Origin of the sequence: Segatella copri (assembly GCF_026015295.1) — a bacterium.
Lineage (GTDB): Bacteria > Bacteroidota > Bacteroidia > Bacteroidales > Bacteroidaceae > Prevotella > Prevotella copri_C.
Genome location: NZ_JAPDUW010000001.1, coordinates 454,300 through 480,575 on the forward strand (window position 1 = coordinate 454,300; position 26,276 = coordinate 480,575).

At 44.9% G+C, this 26,276-nt stretch carries 18 protein-coding genes; 10 read left to right on the forward strand and 8 right to left on the reverse strand.

Annotated elements, in window-relative coordinates; translation table 11 throughout:
• The first annotated feature begins 3 nt into the window (after positions 1-3).
• From ONT18_RS01765 to ONT18_RS01780, 4 genes are all read left to right on the forward strand, one after another.
• Positions 4-648: an ATP-binding cassette domain-containing protein gene (locus ONT18_RS01765; protein WP_117692599.1), complete on the forward strand. Its 645-nt coding sequence runs from the start codon at positions 4-6 to the stop codon at positions 646-648.
• Positions 645-1,844: an FtsX-like permease family protein gene (locus ONT18_RS01770; protein ID WP_117692597.1), complete on the forward strand. Its 1,200-nt coding sequence runs from the start codon at positions 645-647 to the stop codon at positions 1,842-1,844. The genes ONT18_RS01765 and ONT18_RS01770 overlap by 4 nt, the downstream gene beginning before the upstream one ends.
• Before the next feature lie 278 nt (positions 1,845-2,122).
• On the forward strand, positions 2,123-5,455 hold the full coding sequence (locus tag ONT18_RS01775) for a TonB-dependent receptor (RefSeq protein WP_117692595.1): 3,333 nt from the start codon (positions 2,123-2,125) through the stop codon (positions 5,453-5,455).
• Positions 5,456-5,728: 273 nt separating this feature from the next.
• Entirely contained in the window at positions 5,729-8,935 is a 3,207-nt protein-coding gene (locus tag ONT18_RS01780; RefSeq protein WP_264903790.1) for a TonB-dependent receptor, read from the forward strand.
• Positions 8,936-9,018: 83 nt separating this feature from the next.
• On the opposite strand, the gene ONT18_RS01785 is transcribed toward ONT18_RS01780, so the two are convergent.
• Positions 9,019-10,332, reverse strand: a complete 1,314-nt coding sequence (locus ONT18_RS01785; RefSeq protein WP_264903791.1) for a serine hydrolase domain-containing protein — start codon at positions 10,330-10,332, stop codon at positions 9,019-9,021.
• 128 nt (positions 10,333-10,460) lie between these two features.
• Here ONT18_RS01785 and ONT18_RS01790 point away from each other — a divergent pair, with 128 nt between their 5' ends.
• Entirely contained in the window at positions 10,461-11,594 is a 1,134-nt protein-coding gene (locus ONT18_RS01790; protein ID WP_118199996.1) for a metallophosphoesterase, read from the forward strand.
• A 261-nt stretch (positions 11,595-11,855) separates the two neighbouring features.
• Complete coding sequence (locus ONT18_RS01795) at positions 11,856-12,461, forward strand: epoxyqueuosine reductase QueH (protein WP_264903792.1); 606 nt, start codon at positions 11,856-11,858, stop codon at positions 12,459-12,461.
• Between the two features lie 63 nt (positions 12,462-12,524).
• On the opposite strand, the gene ONT18_RS01800 is transcribed toward ONT18_RS01795, so the two are convergent.
• Complete coding sequence (locus tag ONT18_RS01800; protein ID WP_153114254.1) at positions 12,525-14,189, reverse strand: formate--tetrahydrofolate ligase; 1,665 nt, start codon at positions 14,187-14,189, stop codon at positions 12,525-12,527.
• Between the two features lie 200 nt (positions 14,190-14,389).
• Here ONT18_RS01800 and ONT18_RS01805 point away from each other — a divergent pair, with 200 nt between their 5' ends.
• The 4 genes from ONT18_RS01805 to pflA all read left to right on the forward strand — a co-directional run bounded on the left by ONT18_RS01805 (position 14,390) and on the right by pflA (position 18,892).
• The gene (locus tag ONT18_RS01805) at positions 14,390-15,079 is read left to right on the forward strand and encodes a thiamine phosphate synthase (RefSeq protein WP_264903793.1); all 690 of its coding nucleotides are present in this window, start codon (positions 14,390-14,392) and stop codon (positions 15,077-15,079) included.
• 375 nt (positions 15,080-15,454) lie between these two features.
• Entirely contained in the window at positions 15,455-17,701 is a 2,247-nt protein-coding gene (gene pflB / locus ONT18_RS01810; protein ID WP_118189938.1) for a formate C-acetyltransferase, read from the forward strand.
• A gap of 160 nt (positions 17,702-17,861) precedes the next feature.
• The gene (locus ONT18_RS01815; RefSeq protein WP_119237798.1) at positions 17,862-18,077 is read left to right on the forward strand and encodes a DUF6722 family protein; all 216 of its coding nucleotides are present in this window, start codon (positions 17,862-17,864) and stop codon (positions 18,075-18,077) included.
• Positions 18,078-18,160: 83 nt separating this feature from the next.
• Positions 18,161-18,892, forward strand: a complete 732-nt coding sequence (gene pflA, locus ONT18_RS01820) for a pyruvate formate-lyase-activating protein (RefSeq protein WP_264903794.1) — start codon at positions 18,161-18,163, stop codon at positions 18,890-18,892.
• Here the strand turns inward: pflA and ONT18_RS01825 are convergent.
• The 6 genes from ONT18_RS01825 to ONT18_RS01850 form a co-directional block, all read right to left on the reverse strand.
• Positions 18,889-19,272 (reverse strand): response regulator, encoded by a 384-nt coding sequence (locus ONT18_RS01825; protein WP_264903795.1) that lies wholly within the window; start codon positions 19,270-19,272, stop codon positions 18,889-18,891. The two genes, pflA and ONT18_RS01825, sit on opposite strands and share 4 nt — an antisense overlap.
• A gap of 42 nt (positions 19,273-19,314) precedes the next feature.
• Positions 19,315-20,571, reverse strand: a complete 1,257-nt coding sequence (locus ONT18_RS01830; RefSeq protein ID WP_264903796.1) for a nucleotide sugar dehydrogenase — start codon at positions 20,569-20,571, stop codon at positions 19,315-19,317.
• Between the two features lie 87 nt (positions 20,572-20,658).
• Positions 20,659-21,975: a glycosyltransferase family 2 protein gene (locus tag ONT18_RS01835; RefSeq protein WP_264903797.1), complete on the reverse strand. Its 1,317-nt coding sequence runs from the start codon at positions 21,973-21,975 to the stop codon at positions 20,659-20,661.
• Between the two features lie 26 nt (positions 21,976-22,001).
• Positions 22,002-23,621: a hypothetical protein gene (locus ONT18_RS01840; protein ID WP_264903798.1), complete on the reverse strand. Its 1,620-nt coding sequence runs from the start codon at positions 23,619-23,621 to the stop codon at positions 22,002-22,004.
• A gap of 3 nt (positions 23,622-23,624) precedes the next feature.
• Positions 23,625-24,806 (reverse strand): multidrug transporter, encoded by a 1,182-nt coding sequence (locus tag ONT18_RS01845; protein WP_264903799.1) that lies wholly within the window; start codon positions 24,804-24,806, stop codon positions 23,625-23,627.
• Between the two features lie 18 nt (positions 24,807-24,824).
• On the reverse strand, positions 24,825-26,162 hold the full coding sequence (locus ONT18_RS01850; protein WP_119237791.1) for a hypothetical protein: 1,338 nt from the start codon (positions 26,160-26,162) through the stop codon (positions 24,825-24,827).
• Between the last annotated feature and the right edge of the window lie 114 nt (positions 26,163-26,276).

Genomic DNA, 26,276 nt, shown 5'->3' on the forward strand with positions numbered 1-26,276 from the left:
AAAGTGGAAAAGATTCAGCTTCATTCCGTTCTCCCACAGGTTTTTGCCCAGCGCAACGACCTGGATTCGGAGATATGGAAGCAGGATGTTACCTTCGAGAAAGGTCATCTTTATCTTATCGAGGCAGAGAGTGGCAGCGGAAAGAGTACTTTCTGCAGCTATGTGCTCGGCTATCGTCACGACTACAGCGGAAGCGTGATGTTCGACAATGATGTTACCGCCAACTATAAGGTGAAAGACTGGGTAGAGATGCGCAAGCGTCACATCAGCCATCTCTTTCAGGAACTCCGTCTCTTCCCTGAGCTTACTGCCCTGGAGAATGTAGAAATTAAGAACAAAATAACCGGATTCAAGACGCGTGAGCAGATTCTTAAATGGTTTGATATGCTCGGTATTGCTGATAAGGTAGATGCCAAAATCGGCAGAATGTCGTTCGGGCAGCAGCAGCGTGTGGCAATGATGCGTGCGCTCTGTCAGCCTTTCGACTTCATTCTGGCTGATGAGCCTATCAGTCACCTCGACGACAACAATTCGCGCATCATGGCAGATATCATGATGACCGAAGCGAAGGAGCAGGGGGCTGGCGTCATCGTAACCAGTATCGGTAAGCACATGGACTTAAACTATGAACATATATTTAGATTATGAATTTGGTTTGGAAATTATTGCGTCAGCATATCAGCATACCTCAGTTTGCGGGCTTTGCCTTCGCCAATCTCTTCGGTATGCTCATCGTTCTTTTCGGCTTTCAGTTTTATAAAGACGTGCTGCCTGTCTTCACTCAGCAAGACAGTTTCATGAAAGCCGACTACCTCATCATGAGCAAGAAGATAGGTATGGGAAATACCATCAGCGGCCGTTCCAATACCTTCTCGGGTTCTGAAATCGATGAAATCGGTGACCAGAAGTTTGTAAAGAAGATAGGAAAATTCACCTCTACTGAATATAAGGTAGATGCCCAGATGGGTGTAAACGGCGTGAACGTTCTGAACAGCGAACTCTTCTTCGAGAGTGTGCCTGACGGTTTTGTTGATGTGCCGCTCAAGGACTGGAAATATACGCCGGGAACTCAGGAGGTGCCAATCATCCTCCCGCGTACCTATATTAATATGTATAACTTCGGTTTCGCCCAGAGTCATTCGCTTCCTAAAATCAGCGATGGACTGATGGGCATGATTGATTTCAATATCCAGATTCAGGCTGGTGGCAAGAAAGAGCAGTTCAAGGGAAAGGTAATCGGTTTCTCTTCGCGACTCAACACCATCCTCGTTCCTCAGGCATTCATGGACTGGAGTAACCAGGAATTTGCGCCAAACCAGAAGAGCGATCCTAACCGTCTCATCGTAGAGGTAGGTAACCCGGGAGACGAGAACATCACCAAATACCTGGATGATAACGGTTATGAAGTAGAGACAGATAAGCTGGATGCAGAGAAGACTACCTATTTCCTCCGCATGATGGTATCGATGGTGATGATTATCGGTTTGGTTATCTCTGTTTTGAGTTTCTATATTCTGATGCTCAGCATCTATCTGCTGGTTCAGAAGAATTCTTCTAAGTTAGAGAATCTTCTTCTGATAGGTTACAGTCCGAACAATGTAGCAAAGCCATATCAAGTGCTCACCATCGCGCTGAACATCGTGGTACTCATCATCGCGTGGATTATCCTCTTCTTCCTTCGCGATTACTACATGGGCTTCATCGAAACCCTCTTCCCTGATATCGACGAGGGCACCATGCTCCCAGCCATCGCCCTAGGTCTGCTCCTGTTCCTGATAGTTTCTATCCTGAACATCGTAGCCATCCGTCGCAAGGTGATGAGCATCTGGCAGCGAAAGGAGTAAGGCACCTAGCCTCCGTTCCAAGCGATTCCATCGCCTGTCATAAAAGCTCAGTCCCCCGCTTTTAGCCCCGAAAAAACTATAAGCAAACCCCCGTTATAAATAACAAATTAAAGGAAATCTGCGTTATTTGCTTAACGCAGATTTTTTTTATGTTATAAAACACTATTTTTCATGCTTTTGTAACAAATAAAAGCAATTTTTTTATTACTTTTGCAACCGATAACAATATAAGAGGGGGTCATATCCCCAAGTTTTAATAATTTTATATAATAAAAGGTATGCAGAAAAGATTGCATTTATTAGTGGCTTTGCTGGCCTTTATGGTAACCACAGCCATGGCGCAGATTACCACATCTAGCGTTAGTGGTAAAATTACAGCTAATGGCGAAGACGTCATTGGCGCAACAATCAAGGCTGTTCACCAACCTTCTGGTACAGTCTATCGTGCAGTGACCAACATGGATGGTCGTTATTCTATTCAGGGTATGCGTCCGGGTGGACCTTATGTTCTGGAAGTAACCTACGTGGGTTACAAGAACAAGCAGGTAAAGGGCATTTCTCTTTCTCTTGGTCAGAATACAGTCTTGAACGAGACTTTGGCTGAGGATGCAGCTCAGTTGGAAGACGTGGTAGTTGTAGCCAATCGTAACAACAACATGCGCACCGACCGTGCTGGTGCAACAACAAGTATTGATGCAACACACATTGAGGCAATTCCTACCGTTTCACGTAGCATGAACGACCTCTTGAAGTTGACCCCACAGGCTTCTACCGTAGGTGGTTTCTCTGTTGGTGGTGGTAACTTCCGTCAGAGCTATGTAACTGTAGATGGTGCAGCATTCAACAATGCTTTTGGTATCGGTTCTAACCTTCCTGGTAATGGCTCACCAATCTCACTTGATGCATTGGATCAGATTTCTGTATCTTCATCTCCTTTTGATGTCCGTATGAGTGGTTTCACTGGTGGTGCTATTAATGCAGTTACCAAGAGCGGTACCAATCAGTATAAGGGTTCTGCTTATATGTATACTACCAATTCTCATCTTAAAGGTAACAAGGTGGATGATTACGAGTTGACCCGTCTTCAGTCTCATACTACTACTTGGGGTGCAACTGTTGGTGGTCCTATCATCAAGGATAAGTTGTTCTTCTTCGTAAATGGTGAATATGAAGTTCAGATGGCTGCTGGCCCTTCGGCTGTGGCTCGTGCTTCAGAAAACGATGCATGGAACTTCTCTTCTGGTACAGTACATCGCCCTACAGTAGGTGATATCAGTACATTGACAAATTTCCTTTCTAGCAAGTATGGATATAACCCAGGCCGTTATCAGGGCTATTCATTGGATACTCCTGCCTACAAGATTTTGGCACGTTTGGATTGGAATATCAATGAGACAAACAAGTTGAATTTCCGTTTCTCTCGTTCACATTCAAAGGATTCTAATGCTCCTTCTTCTTCAACCAGTCCATTCACAACCAACGCACTCTATTTGGGAGGTGAAGGAATTTCTGCAGGCAAGGGTAATCGTACTTCTAATTCAGCGATGTATTTTGAAAGTGCGCGTTATTGCAAAGACCGCAACTTTACCTCTTTTGCTGCAGAATGGAACTCAAAGTGGGGCATCGTCAACAATGCTTTACGTTTGACATACTCTTTTCAGGATGAGCCTCGTTCTTACACAGGTGGTGTGTTCCCTACAGTAGATATTTTGCAGAACGGCTCAGATTATCTCTCATTCGGTCCTGATGTCTTTACTGCCGGAAACTTAGCTCAGGTGAAGACTTTCGTTGCCACCGATGAGGCTTCTTTCATGATTGGAAAGCACAATTTCCTGGCTGGTGTTCAGTATGAAACCAATGAGGCTCTGAATGGATTCGGTGCTGCCATGAATGGTTACTATGTTTATAATTCATTAGATGAATTCATGGCTGGAGGTCAGCCTTTTGCCTATGGTATTACCTATCCGTTCAATGGTACAGAACCTTTCCATGCTAAAATGAAGTATAATCAGTTCTCAGCGTATGTACAGGATCAGATTAACTTCTCTGACAGATTCCGCATGACTGCCGGTATCCGTATGGAGGCTCCTTTCTATCCTGAGTTGAAGAACAATTATAATGCTAAGTTTGCTGACCTGAAGTTCAAGATGGCTGATGGTTCTGAAGTAAGCTATACAACAGATCAGTTGCCTGATGCTCCTGTCACAGTTTCTCCTCGTGTAGGTTTCAACTGGGATGTTCTCGGCAATCAGAAGGTCGTACTCCGTGGTGGTACCGGATACTTTATCGGTCGTTTGCCTTTCGTATGGCTCGTTTCTGCTGTGTCTAATTCGGGTTGTGGTCAGTATCAGTACTCCTATATTCAGGGTGATGCTAAATCACTTCCTACTTTTGGTGAGATTTCTAAGTTCTATCCTACTGTTGCAGAGCAGTTGTCTGACAGCGGCTTATCTCTGCCTAAGGAGCCAAATGCTGCACCTCAGACTCCAACCATCATCGATAAGGATTTGAAGATGAATGCAACATGGAAGTCATCTCTGGCTGTTGACGTGAAGTTGCCATACGATATCAATTTCTCTGTTGAGGGAATCTATAGCCGTGATTTCAACCCATCTGTTGTTACCACTCAGAACTATTACTGGGATGGAAAGCAGACCATTACTTTGAGTCCAGAGGATACTCGTCATTATCTTACATGTTCAAATAAATCGGTGACACCATATTTGATTACAAATGCTGGTCACAAGGCACATTATGAATCTTTGACATTCTCTTTGGCAAAGAAGTTTGACTTTGGTCTCGACCTCTCGGCTTCTTATACCATGGCACAGGCGAAATCATACGGTGACGGTGTTGGCGACCAGGTAACTTCTGCCTATAAGAACAACCGTTATTCTGTGAATGCCAATAATGATAAGGAAATCGGTTTTGCAAACTATGTTGCTCCTAACCGTTTGCTGATTACTGCCAGCTATTCTAAGGATTATGCTAAGCATTTCGGTACAATGGTTGGTTTGGTATATGAGGGAACTAATTTTGGCTATGATCCATATGCTGCAACAAGATTCTCATATACCTTTGCTGGTAATGTAGTGAACGATTATAAGGGTTCTTACAGTTTGCTTTATGTTCCAGCAAGTCGTGAGGCGCTTGATGCCTGGAACTTCTCTGACTATATTTATACTGATGCTAAAAAGCAGAAGCAGACTTATACAGCAGAACAGCAGAAGGATGATTTCTGGAACTATATCAATCAGGATTCTTACCTGAAGGGACGCAAGGGTAAGTATGCTGAGCGTGGTGGAGCCAAGATGCCATGGCATCATCAGCTGGACTTCAAGTTTGCACAGAACTTCTACATGAATGTAGCTGGTCAGCGCAATACATTGCAGTTTGGAGTTGATATCAAGAACCTGGCAAACTTGCTTAATAGCAACTGGGGTCTTTACAAGAAGGTTGTTAACAGTTCTTTGTTGAAGTATGACTCTAAGAAAAAGTCTTTCCAGTTCCAGCGTAATGGTTCTGAGGCTTTGACCAAGACATTCACCAACTACACAAGCTTCAACTCTACCTATTCTATCCAGTTCTCTATCCGTTACATTTTCAACTAATGGGTGAGTTTTGGAAATCAGAATCTGTGTAGACTATCGTACTATACATTAGTATAATATCATTCCGATGCACTTCTCTTTTTCGAGGGAAGTGCATCTTTTTTTTTCGTTTATTTGCATCTTTTTGGTATATTCTATCATTTTTCTCTGTTTTTTGCTTGTTGTTTCAAAAATAATGTTTATATTTGCAACATATTTGTTTATAAGAGTGAATGCTCACGGTACGAGGTGCGCGGTTCTCTCTTTATTTATTCACAAAAGAATCTAAACAACATGCAGAAAAGATTGCAACTACTTCTGGCTTTGCTCGCCTTCGTGGTGACTTCGGCAATGGCTCAGATTACCACTTCGGGCATTAGTGGTAAGATTTCTTCCAATGGCGAAACCGTTATTGGTGCTACAGTTACTGCTACACACCAGCCATCTGGTACTGTGTATCGTGCTGTAACAAATGTAGATGGTCGCTATACTATTCAGGGTATGCGTCCAGGTGGTCCTTACAAGGTAAGTATCTCTTATATCGGATATAAGGACAAGGTTTTCAACAATGTCAGTCTGAACTTGGGTGAAAGCCAAAATCTCTCTTGCTCTCTTCAGGAAGATGCCAAGCAGCTTCAGGAGGTTGTTGTTTCGGGTAAGGCTGGTCTGAATGGTACGAAGACCGGTGCGGCCATGAGTATCAATGCTCAGCAGATAGCTGATATGCCTTCTATCTCGCACAGTATTGCGGATGTGGCTCGCCTGAATCCACAGCTTACTACAAACGGACAGTCTGGTTCTATGTCATTTGCCGGTATGAACAACCGTTATAATTCATTCCAGATTGATGGTGTGATGAATAACGACGTGTTCGGTCTTACTGCTAATGGCAGTAATGGCGGTCAGGCAGGATCTCAGCCTGTTTCTATGGAGACTATTGACCAGATTCAGGTAAATATCGCTCCTTTCGATGTTCGCCAGGGTGGTTTTACCGGTGGTGCCATCAACGCGGTAACCAAGAGCGGTACCAATGAATTCCATGGAAGTGGCTATTTCTATGGGAACAACCAGAATTTGGTAGGTCGTCATTATAAGAATATGGACGGTACCTATGCTCAGCCTTATGATGATGAGAAGGAAACTTTGTTCGGATTTACGCTCGGTGGTCCAATCATCAAGAACAAACTCTTCTTCTTCGCAAACTATGAGAATTCAGAAAAGTCGTACCCAACTCAGTATACCATCGATTCTCCAGATGTTAAGTTTAATCCGGATTTGGCTAAGGACTTGATGTCTAAGATTTATGACTTGGCTAACCGTCAGGGTTATGATTATGCAACTTCATGGGCAGATAAAGATAAGAACGTGAAGAGCCAAAAAGCTGGTTTGAAGTTGGATTGGAACATCAACGAGTTCAATAAGTTCTCTGTTCGTTGGAGCTATGTAGATGCCAAGCAGACGCTTGGTCTGGGTGGTATTGCTACATTGAATACTACCGACCACTTGTATGATTTCACATCTAAAACTCATTCTTTCTCAGCAGAGTTGCAGAGCCGCATCTCTCCAAACCTGAGCAATGAGGCACGTGTATCTTACGTTCGTGTTCGTGATGCGCGTACTTCTGGTCAGCCAGCTCCATCTATCACTATTTACAAGGTAGGAAATGGTACCGTGAATATCGGTAATGAATATTCTTCTATGGCTAATGGATTGAATCAGGATATCTATACGCTCGAAGATAACTTTACATGGTTCAAGGGTAATCATACGCTGACATTCGGTACACATAACGAGCTTTATAAGTTCTCTAACCTCTTCCTTCAGAATCTCTATGGATGCTATTATTTTGATACTCCAGACGATTTCCTGAATTATTATACTGGTTGTGGAGCTGATGGCTTGGGAGGTGATGGTAAGTATATCAAGAACTTCTACTTCACGCAGGCTAATGTTGAGGTTACCGGTAATCCTCGTTGGGCACCAGAGTTTAGTGCAGCTCAGTTGGGCTTCTATGTACAGGACAAGTGGGATGTGACAGACAGCTTCCAGCTCACCTATGGTCTCCGTATGGATATGCCTCTGTTCTTTGATACTCCTACCGAGAATGCTAAATTCAATGAGTGGGCAGCAGGTAAGGGATATGGTTTCAAGACCAATCAGAAACTTGCCAGTACACCAATGTGGAGCCCTCGTGTAGGTTTCCGTTGGGATATTGAGAAGAACCGCAAATATATCCTTCGTGGAGGTATCGGTGTATTCACTGGTCGTATTCCTTTCGTTTGGTTGAGCAACAACTTTACGAATACTGGTGTGCAGACATCTTCTTACTCTGCAAAAAATAATTCTGCTGTGCAGCTCATCATGGATCCTAACAAGCAGACTCTGAATGCAGATAATCTGAAGGCTACCGGTAGCCAGCTGATCAATGTGTTTGACAAGGATTTCAAGTTCACTCAGACTATGCGTGTTAACCTTGGTTTCGATTTCAATCTCCTGGGTATCGAATGGACTGCTGAGGGTATCTTCAGCAAGAGTCTGAATGATGTTTATTACAAGAACTTGGCTTATGAGGAGTCTGGTAAGACCTTGTCTCAGACCTCTTACATGAACTGGGATAACCGTCCTGTTTATACAAAGGTGGCAGATGCTAAGTCGTTTACCAACATCTATGCAATGTATAATACCAGCAAGGGCTACAGCTACAGCCTGTCTTTGTCTGCAGCTAAGCACTTTGCGTTCGGTCTTGATCTGAATGCATCTTATACATTCACTCACTCAGAGTCTGTAAGCAGTATGACCTCATCTGTTGCTCAGAGCAACTGGCGTAATACTCATACTTATCGCTTCTCAAACAACCCAGAGTTGGCTAATAGTGGTTATAATGTGCCTCATACAGTGAAGGCTTCTGCTTTCTATCACTTCAACTGGGGAACCAACAAGTTGTTTACCACTACAGTAGGTCTTATCTACCAGGGTCAGAGCGGTTCTCCTTACTCTCTCGTTTATAGTGGAGATATCAACGGAGATAATGGTACAAGTAATGACTTGATTTTCATCCCTACAGATGCGCAGTTAGACCAAATGCAGTTCTTGGGTACAGATGCTTATACTGCTGAGCAGCAGCGTGCTAATTTGAAGCAGTGGCTTGCTACTACTCGTTATGTGAAGGATCATCGTGGTGAGTACTTCGAGCGTTATGGTGATAACTTGCCATTCGAGAGTCATTTCGATTTCCACTTCGGTCAGAAGTTTGGAATCCGTACAGGCAAGTATGTACATGCTTTGGAACTGACTTTGGATATCATGAACGTGGCTAACCTCCTGAACAAGGATTGGGGCCGTACCTTCAGTAGTGGTTATAACAGCGAGTTTGTTTCTCCGATCACGTACAAGGGTGATGGTGTATTCCAGTTCGCTAACCCATCAGATATGCCTCTCAAGTATCCTAGCTCATACTACAGCCGCTGGCGTGGTCAGGTTGGTTTGAAGTATACATTCTAAGGTATAATTATCTTTTCAGACAACATATCATTAATATAAAAAGAGGGTGAATCATTTATAAATGATTCACCCTCTTTCTGGTTTTATAAGAACAAGTCTTTCTTTGGCATATTCGCCATGTATTTCTTTCTCAGTTTCTCGAAGAAAGCCATTGTATCGTTAGAGAAGCCGTGGCCCTTCCATGTAGATGTATTCGTAATGAGAATCCAGCATTGGTTATCCGGATATTTCAGGACGATGGCTGATGTGCCTGCCAGCGAACCTGTACGAATCCATGGCTTGTTGCTCTTTGGTGTATAGTTCCAGCCGATAGAGTATTGGTGGTCGGCTTGCTCGCGCGTCATAAACTGGATGCTCTTTTTGCTGAGGATATCCTTGACATGTGGCAAACCATCGATGCTGGCAATAAAGCGGCTCAACTCTGCAGTCGAACCACACCAGGCACCTGCACCCGAGAGACGAGGGAGGTCGGTATCGCCATAGCATTTCTCTACCAGTCGTCCACTGTTGTTGTATTCATACACAGGGATGCTGCCTTGGTGCATGTAGTACTTCGTCTCGTTAGGTCTGCGGTCCTTTAAGTAAGTTCCCGCAATGTGCATGTCGTAGCAGCCGGCAGGGTGTAGAACATATTTCTGCATGAAGTTTTCATATTTCATTCCGCTCTTCTTCTCGATAATCATGGAGAGAATCATGTAGCCCAGATTACTGTAGCATTTGCCTTCGCCAGGAGTATAACCCAAGTGGCGCTTCAAGAGAATCTTGAGCAGGGTAGGGTGATCAGGTGGCGTCTTAAGATGGTTCTGCATCATGATGTAGCGGGTGGAAGATACAGGGTCGCCGGCATAGTTGTTGAAACCAGCCTGATGGCGCAGCAACTGTTCTATGGTGATGTCGTAATATCGCTTGTCCTTGATACTGTTGTTGTAAACGGTATCGCGCAGGATTCCCTTTTCGCCAAATACCTTCTCGTTCAGCTTGAGTTTCTTCATTTCCTGCAACTTCATGATACCTACGGCTGTAATCAGTTTCGATACCGAGGCGAAGCGCATCAGCATGTTAGGCTCCATTCTGATGCCTCGCTCCTTATCCGCCATTCCGAATCCGCGGGCATAGAGTAGCGAGTCGTTGCGGGTGATGACGAGTTGGGCTCCATTGATTTCCCATCTCTTGAGATACCTTTCTATTACCGAGTCCATCTCATGATATTCCTTCCCCTCTGTCAGGGCATTTGAGATGGAATCGTTGATGTGAACCTTAGGGAGCGAATCTGCCGCCTTGTTCTTGTCTGATGCTGATGTACAGCGAGATACACAGCTGTGTGTAGTCCATCCTACGATTGCTGTAAAGGTAAGCAATATGATTGCTATGCGTTTTTTTCTTAGTCGTCGTGCCATTTTATTTAATTTTTCTATGCAAAGATAATGCAATCTTCTCAAATAACAAAACATTGAAAATATATTTAAATTTATTTTGTATTGTCTATGAATTATCGTACCTTTGTACCCAGTTATAAAGAAAAACAATGAAGAAGGTATTAAAAAAGGTATTAAGATCCATATTCTATATAGTAGTCATGTCGGTTCTGGCATTCCTGCCCGACTTCTGGCTTTGGCATATCGGGGTGAGTGAGTGGCCTTTGCTGCTAGCCATCTTATGGTGGGTTCCCTCGTTGTTACTTGTTCTTGCCGAAGTGGGGTTGCAGATGGGGTTCTTCCATAAGTTGTCAGTCCGTGTACTCTTTACTACCATACTTTTCTCGGCATTCCCTAAGGTTGTCTTCATCCTGTTCGATGCATTTCTTCCTTGGTTCTTTGCTCTGATTCCTGCTTTGGGTGTAATGGGATGGTTTGCCTTCGGCTTTATAGAGGGTTGGAAGCGGTTAGAACTGAAACATATTACCTTTACCTCGCCCGATTTGCCACCTTATTTTGATGGTTACCGTCTGGTACAGATTACCGACTTTCATCTCGGTTCGTTTCCTCCCGGCAATGATTTCGTGCAGAAGGTGGTGGATGCGACCAACAATGAAGAACCCGATATGATTCTCTTTACGGGCGATCTGGTCAATAACCAAGCCAGCGAAGTGGAGCCTTATCTGGATACGCTGGGGCAGCTTCATGCGTCAGATGGCATCTATTCTATCTGGGGAAATCATGATTATTGTGAATATGGCAACAATCATTCTATTGGCGCTTTGAAGAGAAACCGCCGTATGCTCTATGGTTATCAGGAAAGTCTGGGGTGGCATCAGCTGATGAACGAACATCATGTGGTGAGTCATGGTATGGCATCTATCGCTGTAATAGGCGTAGAGAATCCCGGTCAGCCTCCTTTCACCAATCGCAGTAATCTGAAGAAAGCGATGAAGGGGTTGAATCCAGATATGTTTAAAATCCTCTTGAGTCATGATCCTCACCATTGGCGCAGAGAAGTAGTTGGTAAGAAGATACAACTTACTCTGGCGGGACATACGCATGCCGGACAATTGAAAATAGGTAAATGGACGCCTGCCCGCATGGCTTTCAAAGAGTGGGGCGGAGCTTACCGCATTGGTGAGCAGATGCTCTATGTATCATCGGGGATTGGTGGTTCTTTCCCTTTCCGCCTAGGCGCATGGCCTGAACTGACAGTTATCACGCTGAAACGTGATTTATAGTTCTTAAAGATAACAAAACTGGTGTTTAAGTGTTAAAATACAGTTAAATGTTAGCTGTTTGAACCATTGTGATGAAAAAAACGTGTTAAAAATTTGGTGGTTCGAATAAATGTTGTACCTTTGCACTAGTTTTCGCATATATTTGGGCAAATGGGGGGTGTCGTGAGATTGTACTCCATTTGTTTTTTTGAAGCAAGGCGAAAATACTTCACATCAGAAGTAGCTGTTCACATTTTAATTTTACATTTAACATTGAAAACAATGAAGATTCCTGTAGAAGAACAATATAAATACGTAAAACTTACTCTCCCGGATGGAAGCAAGGCTGAAGGTCAGGCTGTCTTGTTGCATGCCTGTTGTGCACCTTGTTCGGCGGCTATCGTAGAATGTATGCTTCGTAATGGCATGAAGCCTACTGTATATTTCAGTAACAGTAATATCTATCCTCAGCAGGAGTATGATGTACGCAAACATGAACTGAAACGATTCCTGGAAGCCCAGAATGTACCTTATGTAGAGGATGAGTATGACCATCAGGAGTGGCTTTCTGTTATCAAGGGTTTAGAGGATGAGCCCGAGCGTGGCAGCCGTTGTTCTGTCTGCTTTCAGTTCCGCCTCTCTCATGCAGCCAAGTATGCGCAGGTGCATGGATTTCACCTTCTTACTACCACGTTGGCATCTTCGCGCTGGAAGAATATCAAACAGATAGATACTGCCGGTCATCTTGCCGTTGAGGCTTATCCTGATGTAGAATGGTGGGATATGAATTGGCGGAAGGGCGGTTTGCAGAATCGCCGAGGTGAACTCTTGAGAATCAATGAATTCTATAATCAGTTATATTGTGGTTGCGAATTCAGTATGAGATAAATGAAAAAGCCCAGGACATCACGCCCTGGGCTTTTTTATAAGAATCTGTGAAATCTGTAGTGCTTAAGAAAGACCAGTAATCTCACCGTTTACTACATCAATGCGCTCAGCCTGTGGGCTCTTTGGTAAGCCCGGCATACGCATGATAGGACCAGCGATGACTACAATCATCTCGGCACCCATATTTACGGTGATGTCGCGAACGTGGAGTTCGAAACCTTCTGTAGGACCGTATGCCTTGGCATCGGTAGAGAAACTGTACTGAGTCTTGGCAATACAGATAGGGAACTTTTCAGCACCCAGCTTCTTGATCTCTTCAATCATCGCCTTGGCAGAATCGCTCAATGTCACGCTGCCTGCTCCGTAAAGATTGAATGCAACCTTTTCTATCTTCTCCTCAACGCTATCGTTATCATCGTAAGCAAAATAGAGAGGGGCTGATGGACGCTCATCGATGGTCTTCACTACGAGGTTGGCAAGTTCAATGGCACCATTTCCGCCTTCGGCAAAGGCGCTGTTTACGGCGAAACCGCAACCCATCTCCTCGCAATGCTTGCGCAATACTTCAATTTCTTCATCTGTATCGGTTGCAAACTTGTTGAATGCAATCACTACAGTCTGACCAAAGCTCTGCAGGTTCTTTACGTGCTTGTCGAGGTTCCAGTAACCGGCTTCCATACCTGCGATGTTTGGCTTCTTGATATCTTCCTGAGCTACACCACCATGCATCTTCAACGCCTGGAGAGTAACAACGAGAACAGTGAGGTCTGGTTGCAAACCTGTCTTGCGGCATTTGATGTCATAGAACTTCTCTGCACCGAGATCTGCACCGAATCCTGCCTCTGTAATAGCATAGTCGCCATACTCAAGAGCAGCAGCTGTAGCCATGACGGAATTGCAGCCATGAGCAATGTTGGCAAAAGGACCGCAATGAACAAATGCTGGTGTACCCTCTGTTGTCTGAACCAGATTTGGCTTCAAAGCATCGAGAAGGAGAGCTACGATACTGCCACCTACACCCATATCCTTTACGGTAAATGGCTTGTCGTCCTCGGTGATGCCCAGGAGGATATTATCGATACGGCGACGAAGATCATCGATGCTTGTTGCGAAACACATGATAGCCATAATCTCAGAAGCTGGCGTAATATCGAAACCAGACTCTGTCTCGATGCCGTTCTTATCTCCTATACCGGTGATGATGCGGCGCAAGCCTCTATCGTTCACATCCATGACGCGACGCCAAAGAATCTTCTTGAGTTTGAAACCCTCTGCTTCGTGCTGGAAACGGTAATTGTCCAGAAGGGCAGAAATCATGTTGTTGGCCTCTGTGATGGCATGGAAATCGCCAGTGAAATGGAGATTAATCTTATCCATAGGCAAAACCTGGGCGTAACCGCCACCTGCTGCGCCACCCTTCATGCCAAAGCAAGGACCCAGAGATGGTTCGCGAAGTGCTACTACAGCCTTCTTGCCAATCTTCTGCATGCCCAATGCGAGACCTACAGATACCGTAGTCTTACCATTACCAGCCTTTGTAGGGCTGATAGCTGTAACAAGGATGAGATGGTGATTCTTAAACTTGTTGGTGTCAATCTTGTCCGTAGTAATCTTAGCGATGTAACGGCCGTAGTTTTCCACTTGGTCTTCATGGATTCCAAGTTCTGCTGCCACTTCATTGATAGGGCGCATTTTTACTGATTTAGCTATTTCAATATCTGTCAACATAAAAAGTAATGTTTTGTATTTTGAGTGCAAAGGTACGGAAAAGAATCCATATAAATGCATAGGAATGTATAAAAAAACAAAATAAAAAAAAAGGAAGACTTTCCCCATTTCCAAATGACGAAGTTTAAAAAAGGTAAATTGTAGGATTTTGTCGTGTGAATGTAGTACCTTTGCAAGCGAATTTATATTTTATAGTACGTATGAACAAGTCTTTAGCATTAGCTCATTTTCAGACGAGCTTTCAGTTTATCACGCATCAGAACGAGCGCTTCTCTTATCTCGAAGGTGCCTATCTGGCACTTATCGGAGGATGTGATTGGGTTCAGCTTCGCATGAAGGGGGCTACCGATGAAGAGGTAGAGCCTATAGCCCGTAAGTTAAAGTTGGCTTGCGAGGGTGCCGGTGCAACTTTTATCCTAGACGACCGTGTAGAACTGGTGAAGAAGTTACAGATAGATGGTGTACATCTTGGCAAGAACGATATGCCGGTTGATGAGGCCCGTAAGCTCCTGGGTGAAGAATTCATTATCGGAGGAACAGCCAATACATTTGATGATATTCGCCGTTTGCATGAACAGGGGGCTGATTATATCGGTTGCGGTCCGTTCCGCTATACTACTACCAAGGAGAAACTCTCTCCGGTGTTGGGTATAGAAGGTTACCGCCAGATTATTGAGCAGATGAGGGAGAATAAAATCTCTCTGCCTATGGTAGCCATCGGAGGTTTGACTCCAGACGATATAGATCCGCTTGCAGAATTGGGCATCGGTGTGGCAATGAGCGGTACCATCCTGAATGCGGAGAACCCTGTTACCATGACTCGTCAGATTCATGACAAGTGTTTCGGATTATTCATAGAAAATCTCAATCATTATTTTGAGAATCAGTAGAATGATACTCATAAATGATGATTTTTCATAGAAAAGAGAAGAAAGTTCAGGTTTTCTTCTCTTTTCTCATTTTATTGTTGTAATTTTGCATCCGCATTGCATAACTGTTGCAAGCCAATTACAAATAATGAATTTAAAAGACATGAAATTAATAGTGGGAATAAACTTAGGAAATATAGGAAAAACAGATGCTGTCGGAAAGAACGAGAACATCATGATATACGCACCTTCAAATAAAGGTGCTTAAAAACCCGGGCACAAACGTGTTCGGGCTTTTTTATTTTACTATATATAATAGGTGTAAAACCAACTCAAAATAGATAGTGTGTGCAAAATATATAATTATTAACTTTGTAAAAAAAAAGTATTAAAATGATGAAAACAGAATGGAGAGGTTTCAAAGGAAACATGTGGCAGAGTGAAGTGAATCTTCGTGATTTCATTCAGAACAACTACACTTGTTATGACGGCGATGAGTCGTTCCTTGCAGAACCAACTCAGGCAACTAACACCCTTTGGGGTATGTTGAAGGAACTCCAGAAGGAGGAGCGCGCCAAGGGTGGTGTGCTTGATATGGAAACAGAAATCGTTTCAGGATTGACAGCTTACGGTGCTGCCTATATTGGTGAGGGTACCAAGGATTTGGAGAAAGTGGTAGGTCTTCAGACTGATAAACCTCTGAAGCGTGCCTTCATGCCATACGGTGGTATCAAGATGGCGGAGCAGGCTTGTACAACATATGGCTATCAGCCATCTGAGAAGCTCCACGAAATCTTCCACAAGTATTGCAAAACTCATAATGATGGCGTATTCGATGCTTATACTCCAGAGATGAAGCTCGTTCGCCATAACCACATTCTTACCGGTCTTCCTGATACTTACGGTCGTGGACGTATCGTAGGTGACTATCGTCGTGTAGCCCTTTATGGTATCGACTTCCTCATCGAGGAGAAGAAGAACGACCTCGCTAACATGGGCGACCGTGAGATGATCGACGACGTTATCCGTCTTCGTGAAGAGGTTGCTATGCAGATCAAGGCGCTCAAGGGCTTGAAGGAGATGGCTCAGTTGTATGGCTACGATATCAGCCAGCCAGCTAAGAACGCTCGCGAGGCTGTTCAGTGGTTGTACTTCGGTTACCTCGGAGCTGTGAAGACTCAGAATGGTGCTGCGATGTCTGTAGGCCGTATCTCTACATTCCTCGATATCTATATCCAGCGCGACTTGAACGAGGGTACTCTTACCGAGGATGAGGCTCAGGAGCTCATCGACCACTTGGTCATGAAGTTCCGTATGGTTAAGTTCGCCCGTATCCCTTCTTACAACGAGCTCTTCACCGGCGACCCAGTTTGGGCTACTCTCGAAGTAGGTGGTATGGGTCAGGATGGCCGCTCAATGGTTACCAAGAACGACTTCCGTTTCCTCCACACATTGGAGAACATGGGTCCTTCACCAGAGCCAAACCTCACTGTACTCTATAGCTCTCGCTTGCCAAAGGCATTCAAGCACTACGCTTCTTTGATTTCTGTAAAGACAAGCTCTATCCAGTATGAGAACGATGACGTAATGCGCCCAGTTTGGGGTGACGACTATAGCATCTGCTGCTGTGTATCTGCTACACAGACAGGTAAGGAGATGCAGTTCTTCGGTGCACGTGCCAACTTGGCTAAGTGCTTGACCTACGCTGTTTCTGGCGGTGTTGATTCAAAGACACGCGAGCAGTGCGGTCCTAAGTATCGCGCCGTTGAGGGTGATGTATTGACATACGAGGAGTTCATGCCACGTTTCATGGATATGATGGACTGGTTGGCTGGCGTTTATGTGAAGACATTGAACCTCATCCACTACATGCACGATAAGTACTTCTACGAGGCAGCAGAGTTGGCGCTCATCGATACAGATGTTCGTCGTACTTTCGCTACAGGTATCGCTGGTTTCAGCCACGTAGTTGACTCTATCTCAGCTATCAAGTATGCCAAGGTAAACATCGTCCGTGATGAGACCGGTTTCCCTCTCAGCTTCAAGACCGAGGGCGACTTCCCACGTTACGGTAACGATGATGAGCGTGCTGATGAAATTGCAGTATGGTTGCTCAAGACCTTCATGAACATGATCAAGAAGCACCACACATACCGCAATTCAGAGCCTACTACATCTATCCTGACTATCACATCAAATGTAGTATACGGTAAGTACACCAGCAACATGCCTGATGGTCGTCCAGCCGGTGCTCCATTGGCTCCAGGTGCTAACCCATCTTACGGTGCAGAGAAGAACGGTCTTTTGGCTTCATTGAACTCAGTAGCTAAGTTGCCATACGAGTATGCTCTCGATGGTATCTCTAATACTCAGACCATCAGTCCAGGTGCTCTCGGACATAACGATGAGGAGCGTGCCCAGACATTGGTAGGTGTATTGGATGGTTACTTCAACCAGGGTTCTCACCACCTGAATGTGAACGTATTCGGTATCGACAAGCTCAAGGATGCGATGGAGCATCCTGAGAAGGAAGAGTACCAGAACTTCACCATCCGTGTGAGTGGTTACGCTGTTAAGTTCATCGACTTGACACGTGAGCAGCAGCTCGACGTAATCGCTCGTCAGGCTCACGAGAGACTCTAAGGAAGTGAAGAATGAAGAGGGAAGAGTGAAGAATCCTCTTGTCTCTTTGTAACATATAGATTGCCCGCTAGATTTTCTTTCCGAGGATATTTAGCGGGCATTTTAGCTTATTTAACTGCAAAATGGAGCAAGATATTGATAAATTTACTAATTTTGCAGTATGAATTTATCAAAAGATGGGAAAAGGACTTTATTTGCTGAAGCGAGTAAGTTCTGTTTGGACATTGCTAAGTTAGTTATTGGTGGTGTTCTTCTGGCGAGCATCATGAAGGAAGATATAGATAAAGTAACTCTTTATATGTTAGGAGTTCTTATAGTCTTATTCTTTACCTTTTTGGGCTTCTTGTTTTTAATCATTTCTAAAAAGATAAAATAATATGGGTGTATTTCTTTTTTTAGGTGTTATAGCCTTATTTATGAGTCTTTTTGCATTGTGGGGAATATATGATCTTCGAAAGAATGCATAAGGGTTTTGTACACAGCATAGAGAGCTTTGGTTCTGTAGATGGACCAGGCATCAGATTTTTGATTTTCCTGCAGGGGTGTCCGATGCGCTGCCAGTTCTGCCATAACCCGGATTCATGGAAGATGGGAGTAGGAGAGGAATGGAGTGCCGATGATCTGCTGGATAAGGCAGAGCGATTCAAGAGTTATTGGGGGGACAAGGGCGGTATTACCGTAAGTGGTGGAGAAGCCCTGATGCAGATAGACTTTCTCATCGAACTTTTCGAGAAAGCCCATCAGCGTGGCATCAACACTTGTCTTGATACATCAGCGCAACCCTTCCGAAAAGAGGGTGCTTTCTTCGATAAATTCGAGCGTCTGATGACCGTCACAGATACTGTTCTTCTTGATATCAAGCATATCAACGATGAAGAGCATCGTAAACTCACCCGCCATTCTAATGTAAACATACTGGATTGTGCACGATATTTAAGCGAGATACACAAACCAGTATGGATTCGTCACGTCCTGATTCCAGGTATTACCGACAAGGATGAATACCTCAATCAGTTGCGCGATTTTCTCTCAACACTCTCTAATATTGAGCGAATAGATGTCTTACCCTATCATACGATGGGTATCTACAAGTATGAGAAACTAGGTATTGCCTACCCGCTGGAAGGCATAGATCCTCCTACTAGTGATCGCATAGCTCATGCAGAAGCAATCTTGCAAGAGGCACTTTAGCCTCTTGCAAGACTGCTTAGATGAGCGTCTAGCGAACTGGTGAGACGGGCTTTGATGATAGGCTTTGTGATGTAGTCGTTTACTCCAAGCTCATAGCACTCATCAATATTATCCTTGTTGCTTAACAGGGAAACCACGATGATGGCCATTTCGTTTTTCGAGTATTTAGAGCGTACATGGTCTATTACGTCCCACCCATTTACATGTGGCATCATCAAGTCGAGCAGTATCACGTCCGGCTTGAATGAGTCAATCAGTTCAATGGCTTCTTTTCCGCCATTTGCAGTTTTCACGTCGATGTCAAAGTCCTTTATCATTTCAGAGATAGTTTCAATATTTTCTGAAATATCATCGACGATTAGCACTTTGTTCTTTTCCATTTTTCACTGGTTATTATATAGGTTCTTTCCGATCTTGAAGATCTAGTTTCTTGGCTTGTGAATGCCGTAGATGTCGCACATGAATCCTTTATCAGTGATTAGATTGTTCATGTCGATACTGTCGAACATCTTGTGATGAGTACCGATTACCACAATCTGATACTCTTTTTCCAGAACTTTAGGATCATCTGTCACCTTGATGTTATATTCTTCTTTTACTTCCTTTACATCTACCAATGGATCGTAGAGTGTGGTTTTGTAACCTGCTCCTACCAGGTTGATATAGAGATCGGCTACTTTTGTGTTTCTGATATCATCGCTGTCTGGCTTGAACGAGAAGCCGAGGATCAGCACGTTAGTCTCCGGAGCCTTGAACTTTCTGCTTTCAGATGCATTCTTTATCTTTCCAGCCATCCATACCGCCATCTGCTCGTTAACCTCGCGGGCTGTAGAGAGCAGCGATGGTACCACGTCAACCTCCTGTGCCTTGTTAATCAGGTAGTATGGGTCTACCGCGATGCAGTGACCGCCAACGAGTCCTGGAGTAGCTGGCACGAAGTTCCATTTTGTGCTAGCTGCCGCCGTTACGTCTTCAATGTTGATGTTCATCTTGTCGAAAATCTTTTCCATCTCATTGAAGAAGGCTATCTGTATGTCTCTCTGGCAGTTCTCCATCAGTTTACATGCCTCTGCTATTTTGATACTCTTCGCCTTGTAGGTGCCATGGGTAAGTACTGAAGCATAGAGGCTGTCGATGATAGCTGCTGCTTCGGGTGTAGAACCGCTGGTAACCTTCACGATGTTCTCGATGGTATGAACAGTATCGCCCGGGTTGATGCGCTCTGGCGAGAAGCCTACAAAGAAACTCTGGTTCAATTTCAATCCAGATGTAGATGCCAGTAATGGGGCGCAGACCTCTTCTGTCAGACCTGGGTAAACGGTACTCTCGTAGACTACGATATCACCTTCTTTCAGAATCTTGCCAACCTCAGCTGTAGCATTGCGCACGCAACTGATGTCTGGCTTGTTCGATTTGTTCACCGGTGTCGGTACAGCGATGATATACACGTTACACTTCTTCAGGTCATCAATATTGCTGGTCAGTTTCAGTCCCTGTTCCAAAGCTTTGGATACAGGTCTGTTGTCTTCCATCGTGCTTTTGGCTAACTTGGCTACCTTCTCAGCTTTGATGTCATAACCCCATGTATCGTATTTCTTTGAGAATAAGCATGCCAGTGGAGTACCAACATACCCCAAACCTATTACTCCAATCTTAAACTCAAAAGACTTGTTTATCATATACTATATTGTTTATGTTTTATAATGTTATTTCTTTTATTGGGAGCTCCCTGCTGTGTTTGCGTTACAGCAAGTAACTCGGGTCTTTTAGATTCCTTCAAGCTGAGCATAGCGCGAAGTCTTCTCAGGGTTCCATGCGTCCTTGTAAGAACGGCGGAAGAAGATTTCTTGCAGATGAGCCGACAGACGGGCGATACGCAGGAAATAACCTGTATAAGGCGACATCAGTGGCAGATATCTGTAGAGGAACCACACGTCTTTCTTTCTTTCTGAAACCATCAGCACCAGGAGGAAGGCAAGCTGCGAGAAGCATACTCTGATAAAGTAGCCCAGCGCCAGCACCTCGATGATGTGCGTGTTAAACGTGATGGCGAGCTTGATGATATACCACAACCACAGGAAATTGAGGAAGCAGTCGAAAACCACACTCTCCATGTTGGATAACCAGTTAAGGATACTCCAGTTCTTTGTAGGCAGCAGAATGTCGGCATGCTTGCGGAGACGGAATCTCACGAGCGAGCGCGACCATCTGATGCGCTGATGATACAGCTTATACCATTTGGTAGGCACATTGGTCATACAGATGGCATCTTCGGCAAATTTCACTTTATATCCGGCTTTGCGGATCTTCTGTGTCAGGTCACCGTCCAGTCCCGGTCCTATGTCCCAATAGCCCACTTCCTTCAGTGTCTTTCTTTCGAAGGCTCCGAACGCTCCCGAAATGATGTGGTAGATACCCAGTTCGCTGGTTACGATACGTCCCACCTGTATTCGCTTCAGGTATTCGAAAGCCTGCAGCGATGAGCAGATGGTCTCCTTGTAGTTGCGCACTTTCACACATCCTCCTACGCCCTTTACCATTCCGTCGATGTAGAAGGGGAGTAGAATCTTCTCCAGTGCATCACGGTCGAGCGAAGAGTCGGCATCCAGACATACGATGTATTTGCCTCTTGCCATCTGGGCTCCATAGTTGCTGGCGGCAGCTTTACCGCCTCTTGTATCCAACCTCAGGTAGTGGGTGATATACCCGGCTCTGTAGAGGTCGTTACAAATCAGTTTGGTGTCGTCGTCGCTACCATCGTCTACCACGATGATTTCGTAGTTGCGGTAGGTTTGCTCAGCCAGCGAGTTCACCATTTTGAATATATGTTTGCCTTCGTTCTTTCCCGGTACGAGGATGCTGATAAGCGGATTCTCGCGGTACAGGAAGTACTTGGCATATTCTTTCTCTTTATCTATCCGGTTTCTCTTCATCAGTCGGTTTCCGATTACGAGATATTCCAGGATATAATATCTTGGCATCTCGATGAAGAAGAGGAACCAGTAGGTATTCACGATACTGCTAAACGATAGCGTGCTGATCCAGTCGAAGAAATCGTTCAGATGTTCTGCTATGCTAAACATACGCTTTTCCCTTTCTTCTTGATGGCTTATCTCAGCACGGTGAGCGCCAAGAGGGCCATGATTATGAGTATACCTGCGATGGTGACAAGGATGGCAACGAGTTTCTTGTAGAGTACGATGCGCTTCTGTATCTTGTCGTTTTCATCTTCCTTCGGCTCCGTATCAAGCAGCTCTTCCTGCGGCTTCACCTCTTTCTCTTCTTCCTTCATCAGAGGTTCCTCTGAGTAGCGGCAGTAGTCGTCTGGAGTCATATCCACATATTGCAGTTTGTTGAAGAACTCGTCATAGTTGTTGGCGATGGTCTTCGTCTTGGTTTCCAGCATGCTGCAGATAATCTCGTCCGGTTCTATCGAGTTGGCCACCTTTCTGATGGCTACCGACATCTCCTTGCTCAGTTTCTGCTGAGCCTCTTCCACCGTTTCTCCCTGCTCATAGAGGGTAGAGGATACGTAGAAGATATTGTTGTAGTAAGACACCTTGTGATTGGAGAAGATTCTACAGAGCTTGCCCTGTATGCTTTCCTTTATCTTTACGGTATCCTTGTTATCATCTATAATCCATATCTTGCCTACCATGACCGAGAGTTCATCCTTGCGGTAGGTTTCCATCAGCTGGCGTCGCAGTCGGTTCATCAGCAGATAATATTCCATGAAGTTATCATAGATGTTCACCATGTTGTTGAACATGATGTTGCCGCTGGTCAGCGTTCTGATTCCTTCTTCCGTTATCTCGTAGTCCTCTACGTCTCGTGGCACCAGGGCATTTACCGGATAGGTGTTCTCGCAGTAGCAGCAGGTTGCCTTAGTGATAGGCGAGGTAAACGAGTTCTCGCAGTCGTTGCAGGTATATACCACGGCTGGTCTGTCATAGTCAACACCGATGTGGCGCAGTTTCTTGTGACACTTCGGACAGATGAGCATACCGCCCACATTGTAGCTGCTTTCCGGCGATACGTTGGCGCAGCTGAAGTGGTGGATGATGTTCTGTATCTTCAGGTTCGAACTTCCGCACTTCGGACAGCACTCCGTATAGAGCAGGTGAGAGTGGTTGCACTTAGGGCAGAGGTGCTCCTTGAGCAGGAAGCGGTGAATGCGCAGTGATCCGAACTCCACCATAGTGTCGATGAACATGAACATCTCGTTGAGATGGAAGAGACTCATACTGTGATAGTGCTCGAAGATTGGGTTGATATATCCCAAAGACGATTTCTCCAGCAGTCGGTGTCCCATGATTCGCTGGTCTCTTGAGAGCAGGTATTTCAGGATGTTGGCAAAGATCTGGTTAGGCTGTGTAGGACGGCTTGTTTCGCTTTTTACACCAAACTTCTGTCTTGCCAGCTTGATTTTGTCAATAATCTCATATACCTTTTCATTGTTCATGTCGCTCACATAGGCATCGACGATATAGTCGATGATCTGTCCCTTTCCCGATAACGCCGTATTGACGAATATCGGTTTGTAGCTACATTTCCACGATAAGATTGGACTGGCTCCAAACAGTATAGCATGGAACGCACGCTCACTCTTCGTATTGATGTAAATACAATCGAAGTAGTCGGGCTGGATGTCCGGTGTCGAGTCGATATCTATATAGCTATCGATGGTGAGCACCATATCTCCACGTTTGTTTCTTCTAAGTCCAATCATTCTTTATTTCTTTTGTTCTTGATGATTATTGGTGTCGCTCGAAATCATGTTGCTTCGCTTCACGTTTTCGTTCTTGCCCACTGGGACGGTGTACATCGGTAGTGGCTTCGGATCGAGCATGGCACCAATCTTATTCACTCTTATTCTTACCGGCAGTCTGTTGCTCATTACCCATGCCGGAACTCTCTGGTTCGGGTTCAGGGTGAAGACGGCAACCACTGCGTTGGCATCATGCGAGAAGTTACTCTGCAGATGCTTTGGTATTTCCTCTACTCTCAGACCTACCATCTGCAACTTAGCCTGCAGTTCCAGATCTTTGTTGATGATGATGTCTGCATCGTCAGGGCTTTCCATATACTTCACCATGTCGTTGGGTACGTATGCGATTACGCCCAGATGGCAGTCTGCATAGTCGGTATGCTGGATAACCATCACCTCATCGCTTTTGAACACCAGTGTCTTGTCGCTCACATTGATTTTTGAGATGTAAGCATCGGCTGGTGCACAGCAGTAGTGTATCAGTCCCGGGTTGTAGATGCTGGTGTTGGAGTATGGCATGGAAGCATTTGCTCTGCCGGCTCCTCTGCGGCTCATGAAGTTATAGGTGGTGTTCTTAGCCTGTGCGTAGATTTCCACCTTGTTAGCCTGCTTTCTCAATTCCTCTTCTACCTCGGCAATCTCAGCATCCAGTGCATTTCGCTTGGTGTTGTCTGTAAGACCGTAGTAGATATCCGAACTTTCAGATGCTTTCTGTTTTCTCAGTTCGGCAAGTCGGGTACGCAGCACCGGAATCTCCTGCTGGGCGAGTTTAGCCTGTACCTCCATGTCGTGAGTCTCCTTTACGGCAGAAGGCAGAATGTTCGGGTCGTATTGGTTCACAATGTTACCTAGCAGTACATAAGAGTAGAGCGTATCTCCCTTATGCACCACTTCACCCATTTCTTTGTTCACCTTAAGGATATAGATGTCGTCAACGGCACTGATATGGTTTTCATCGAGGGTTATATAACCGTCGAAGGTTGCCCATATCATACGAGTGACAATATAGTAGGCGGCAAGCACGATAACCAGCAGGAAGATCAGGGCAAAGATGATCTGCTGTCTGGCAAGGCGGTGACCCTGCGTCTTCAGCAAGTCTGCCATCGCCTGTTCTTGTGGCGTGCCATTATATTGGAATTCATTCATATTCTAGTTTCCTTACATTCAAAGTTCTATTTCTTTGAAGATGTTGTTGTTGTCATAGATGCTCACGGCTTTCTCGATATTGATGATAGCGAGTGCGCGGTTCTGCATCAGTTTGTACATGCGCTCCATACTTTCCAGGAGTCCCGTATATTCGTCCATACGCATCAGATAGTTGTATCCCTGTTTCTGGTTCTGGTAGGCAAACCGCCGCATTTCTATATATTTGCCGGTCTGGTCTATATGGAAAGCCTCGGTGGCTATTGCCTTGTTCAGGTTGTCTATCTTCTTGAGCAGGATGCCTACCGACTGCTTGATTTCCTTCACATCGGTACCGCGGCTGCTGCGTATGATTTCCTTCTGGGTCTCCAGTGCCTGTCGTTTGCGTGGCGTTTCGTTCCAGATAGGAATGGTGAATCTTACGCCCACGTCGGCATTGTTCGAAATCTTGTTGTTGCTCTGCCAGTAGCTCGACCATCTTGCGAATGGTGTGAGTCGGGTAGTGCTTAAATAGTTGGTCAGTTTGCTGTCGTTGTCAGCTATCTGTTCTTTCACCATCATGATGCGTGCATCCAGACTTTCCTGGTTCAGATGGTTCCAGAGGGCTGTTGTGTCTACCACAATCTTGGTTGGTTTGATGCGGTAGATAGGCTTGTTGCTGATATCTCTGTCTGTGCAGAGCACGGAGATGTCATATTCAGCCTCCAGCTTATCGTTCATCACTTTCAGCATCTTGTCGTTGCTGATTCGGTCTTTTTCCAGCATAAACTGGTACGCTTCGTTCATGATGTCGAGGTTGTCCAGTCTGTGTGCTATGACAGTACCGATATAGAAATTATATTGTTCGGTCAGCTCATCGGCTGCCTTTTCATAGATGTCTGCAGTTTGGCGCTTTTTTATTTGCAAGCGGTCGAGTTCATTGGCAAGAGCAATCTTAGTTCTTTTCTCCTTGCCTTGGTAGAACTTCGAGTTGATGATGTTCCAACCCAGTTCGGCTTGAACCTTCATCTTATATTTTGATACCTCTTTTGCGTCGTCTTCATCAGAATCGAAGTACGCGTCAGGTCGGGCATAAACCTGTCCGGTCACTTCCAGACCGTTGTGTCTGTTGAGCGCTAGGTGCTCATGTGCAGTTTTCGACCAGAACAGAGAGTCGGTCTTATTGATATCAGCGTGATGCTGTTTATTGAGTCCCAGTTCTATGACTGGTGCTTTCACCCATATAGGGTTTTTGATGAGAGTGTCGAGTTGTGCGAAGCGCTGTTTGAAGTGTCTCAGTACATTATCGTTCTTCAGATTCTCATATACGAGCATCTTAGGGCTGAAACTTTTCGGCTTTTTGCCTTTCGTCTGAGCCATAGCGCTTTGTGCTGCCATGAGAAGTAGCAGAGCTGTAGTTGAGTATAGTATTATTTTTCGCTTCATAATGAGTTATTAAACACGATGAATGCAGCTGCGAGCTGTTGCAGCTGC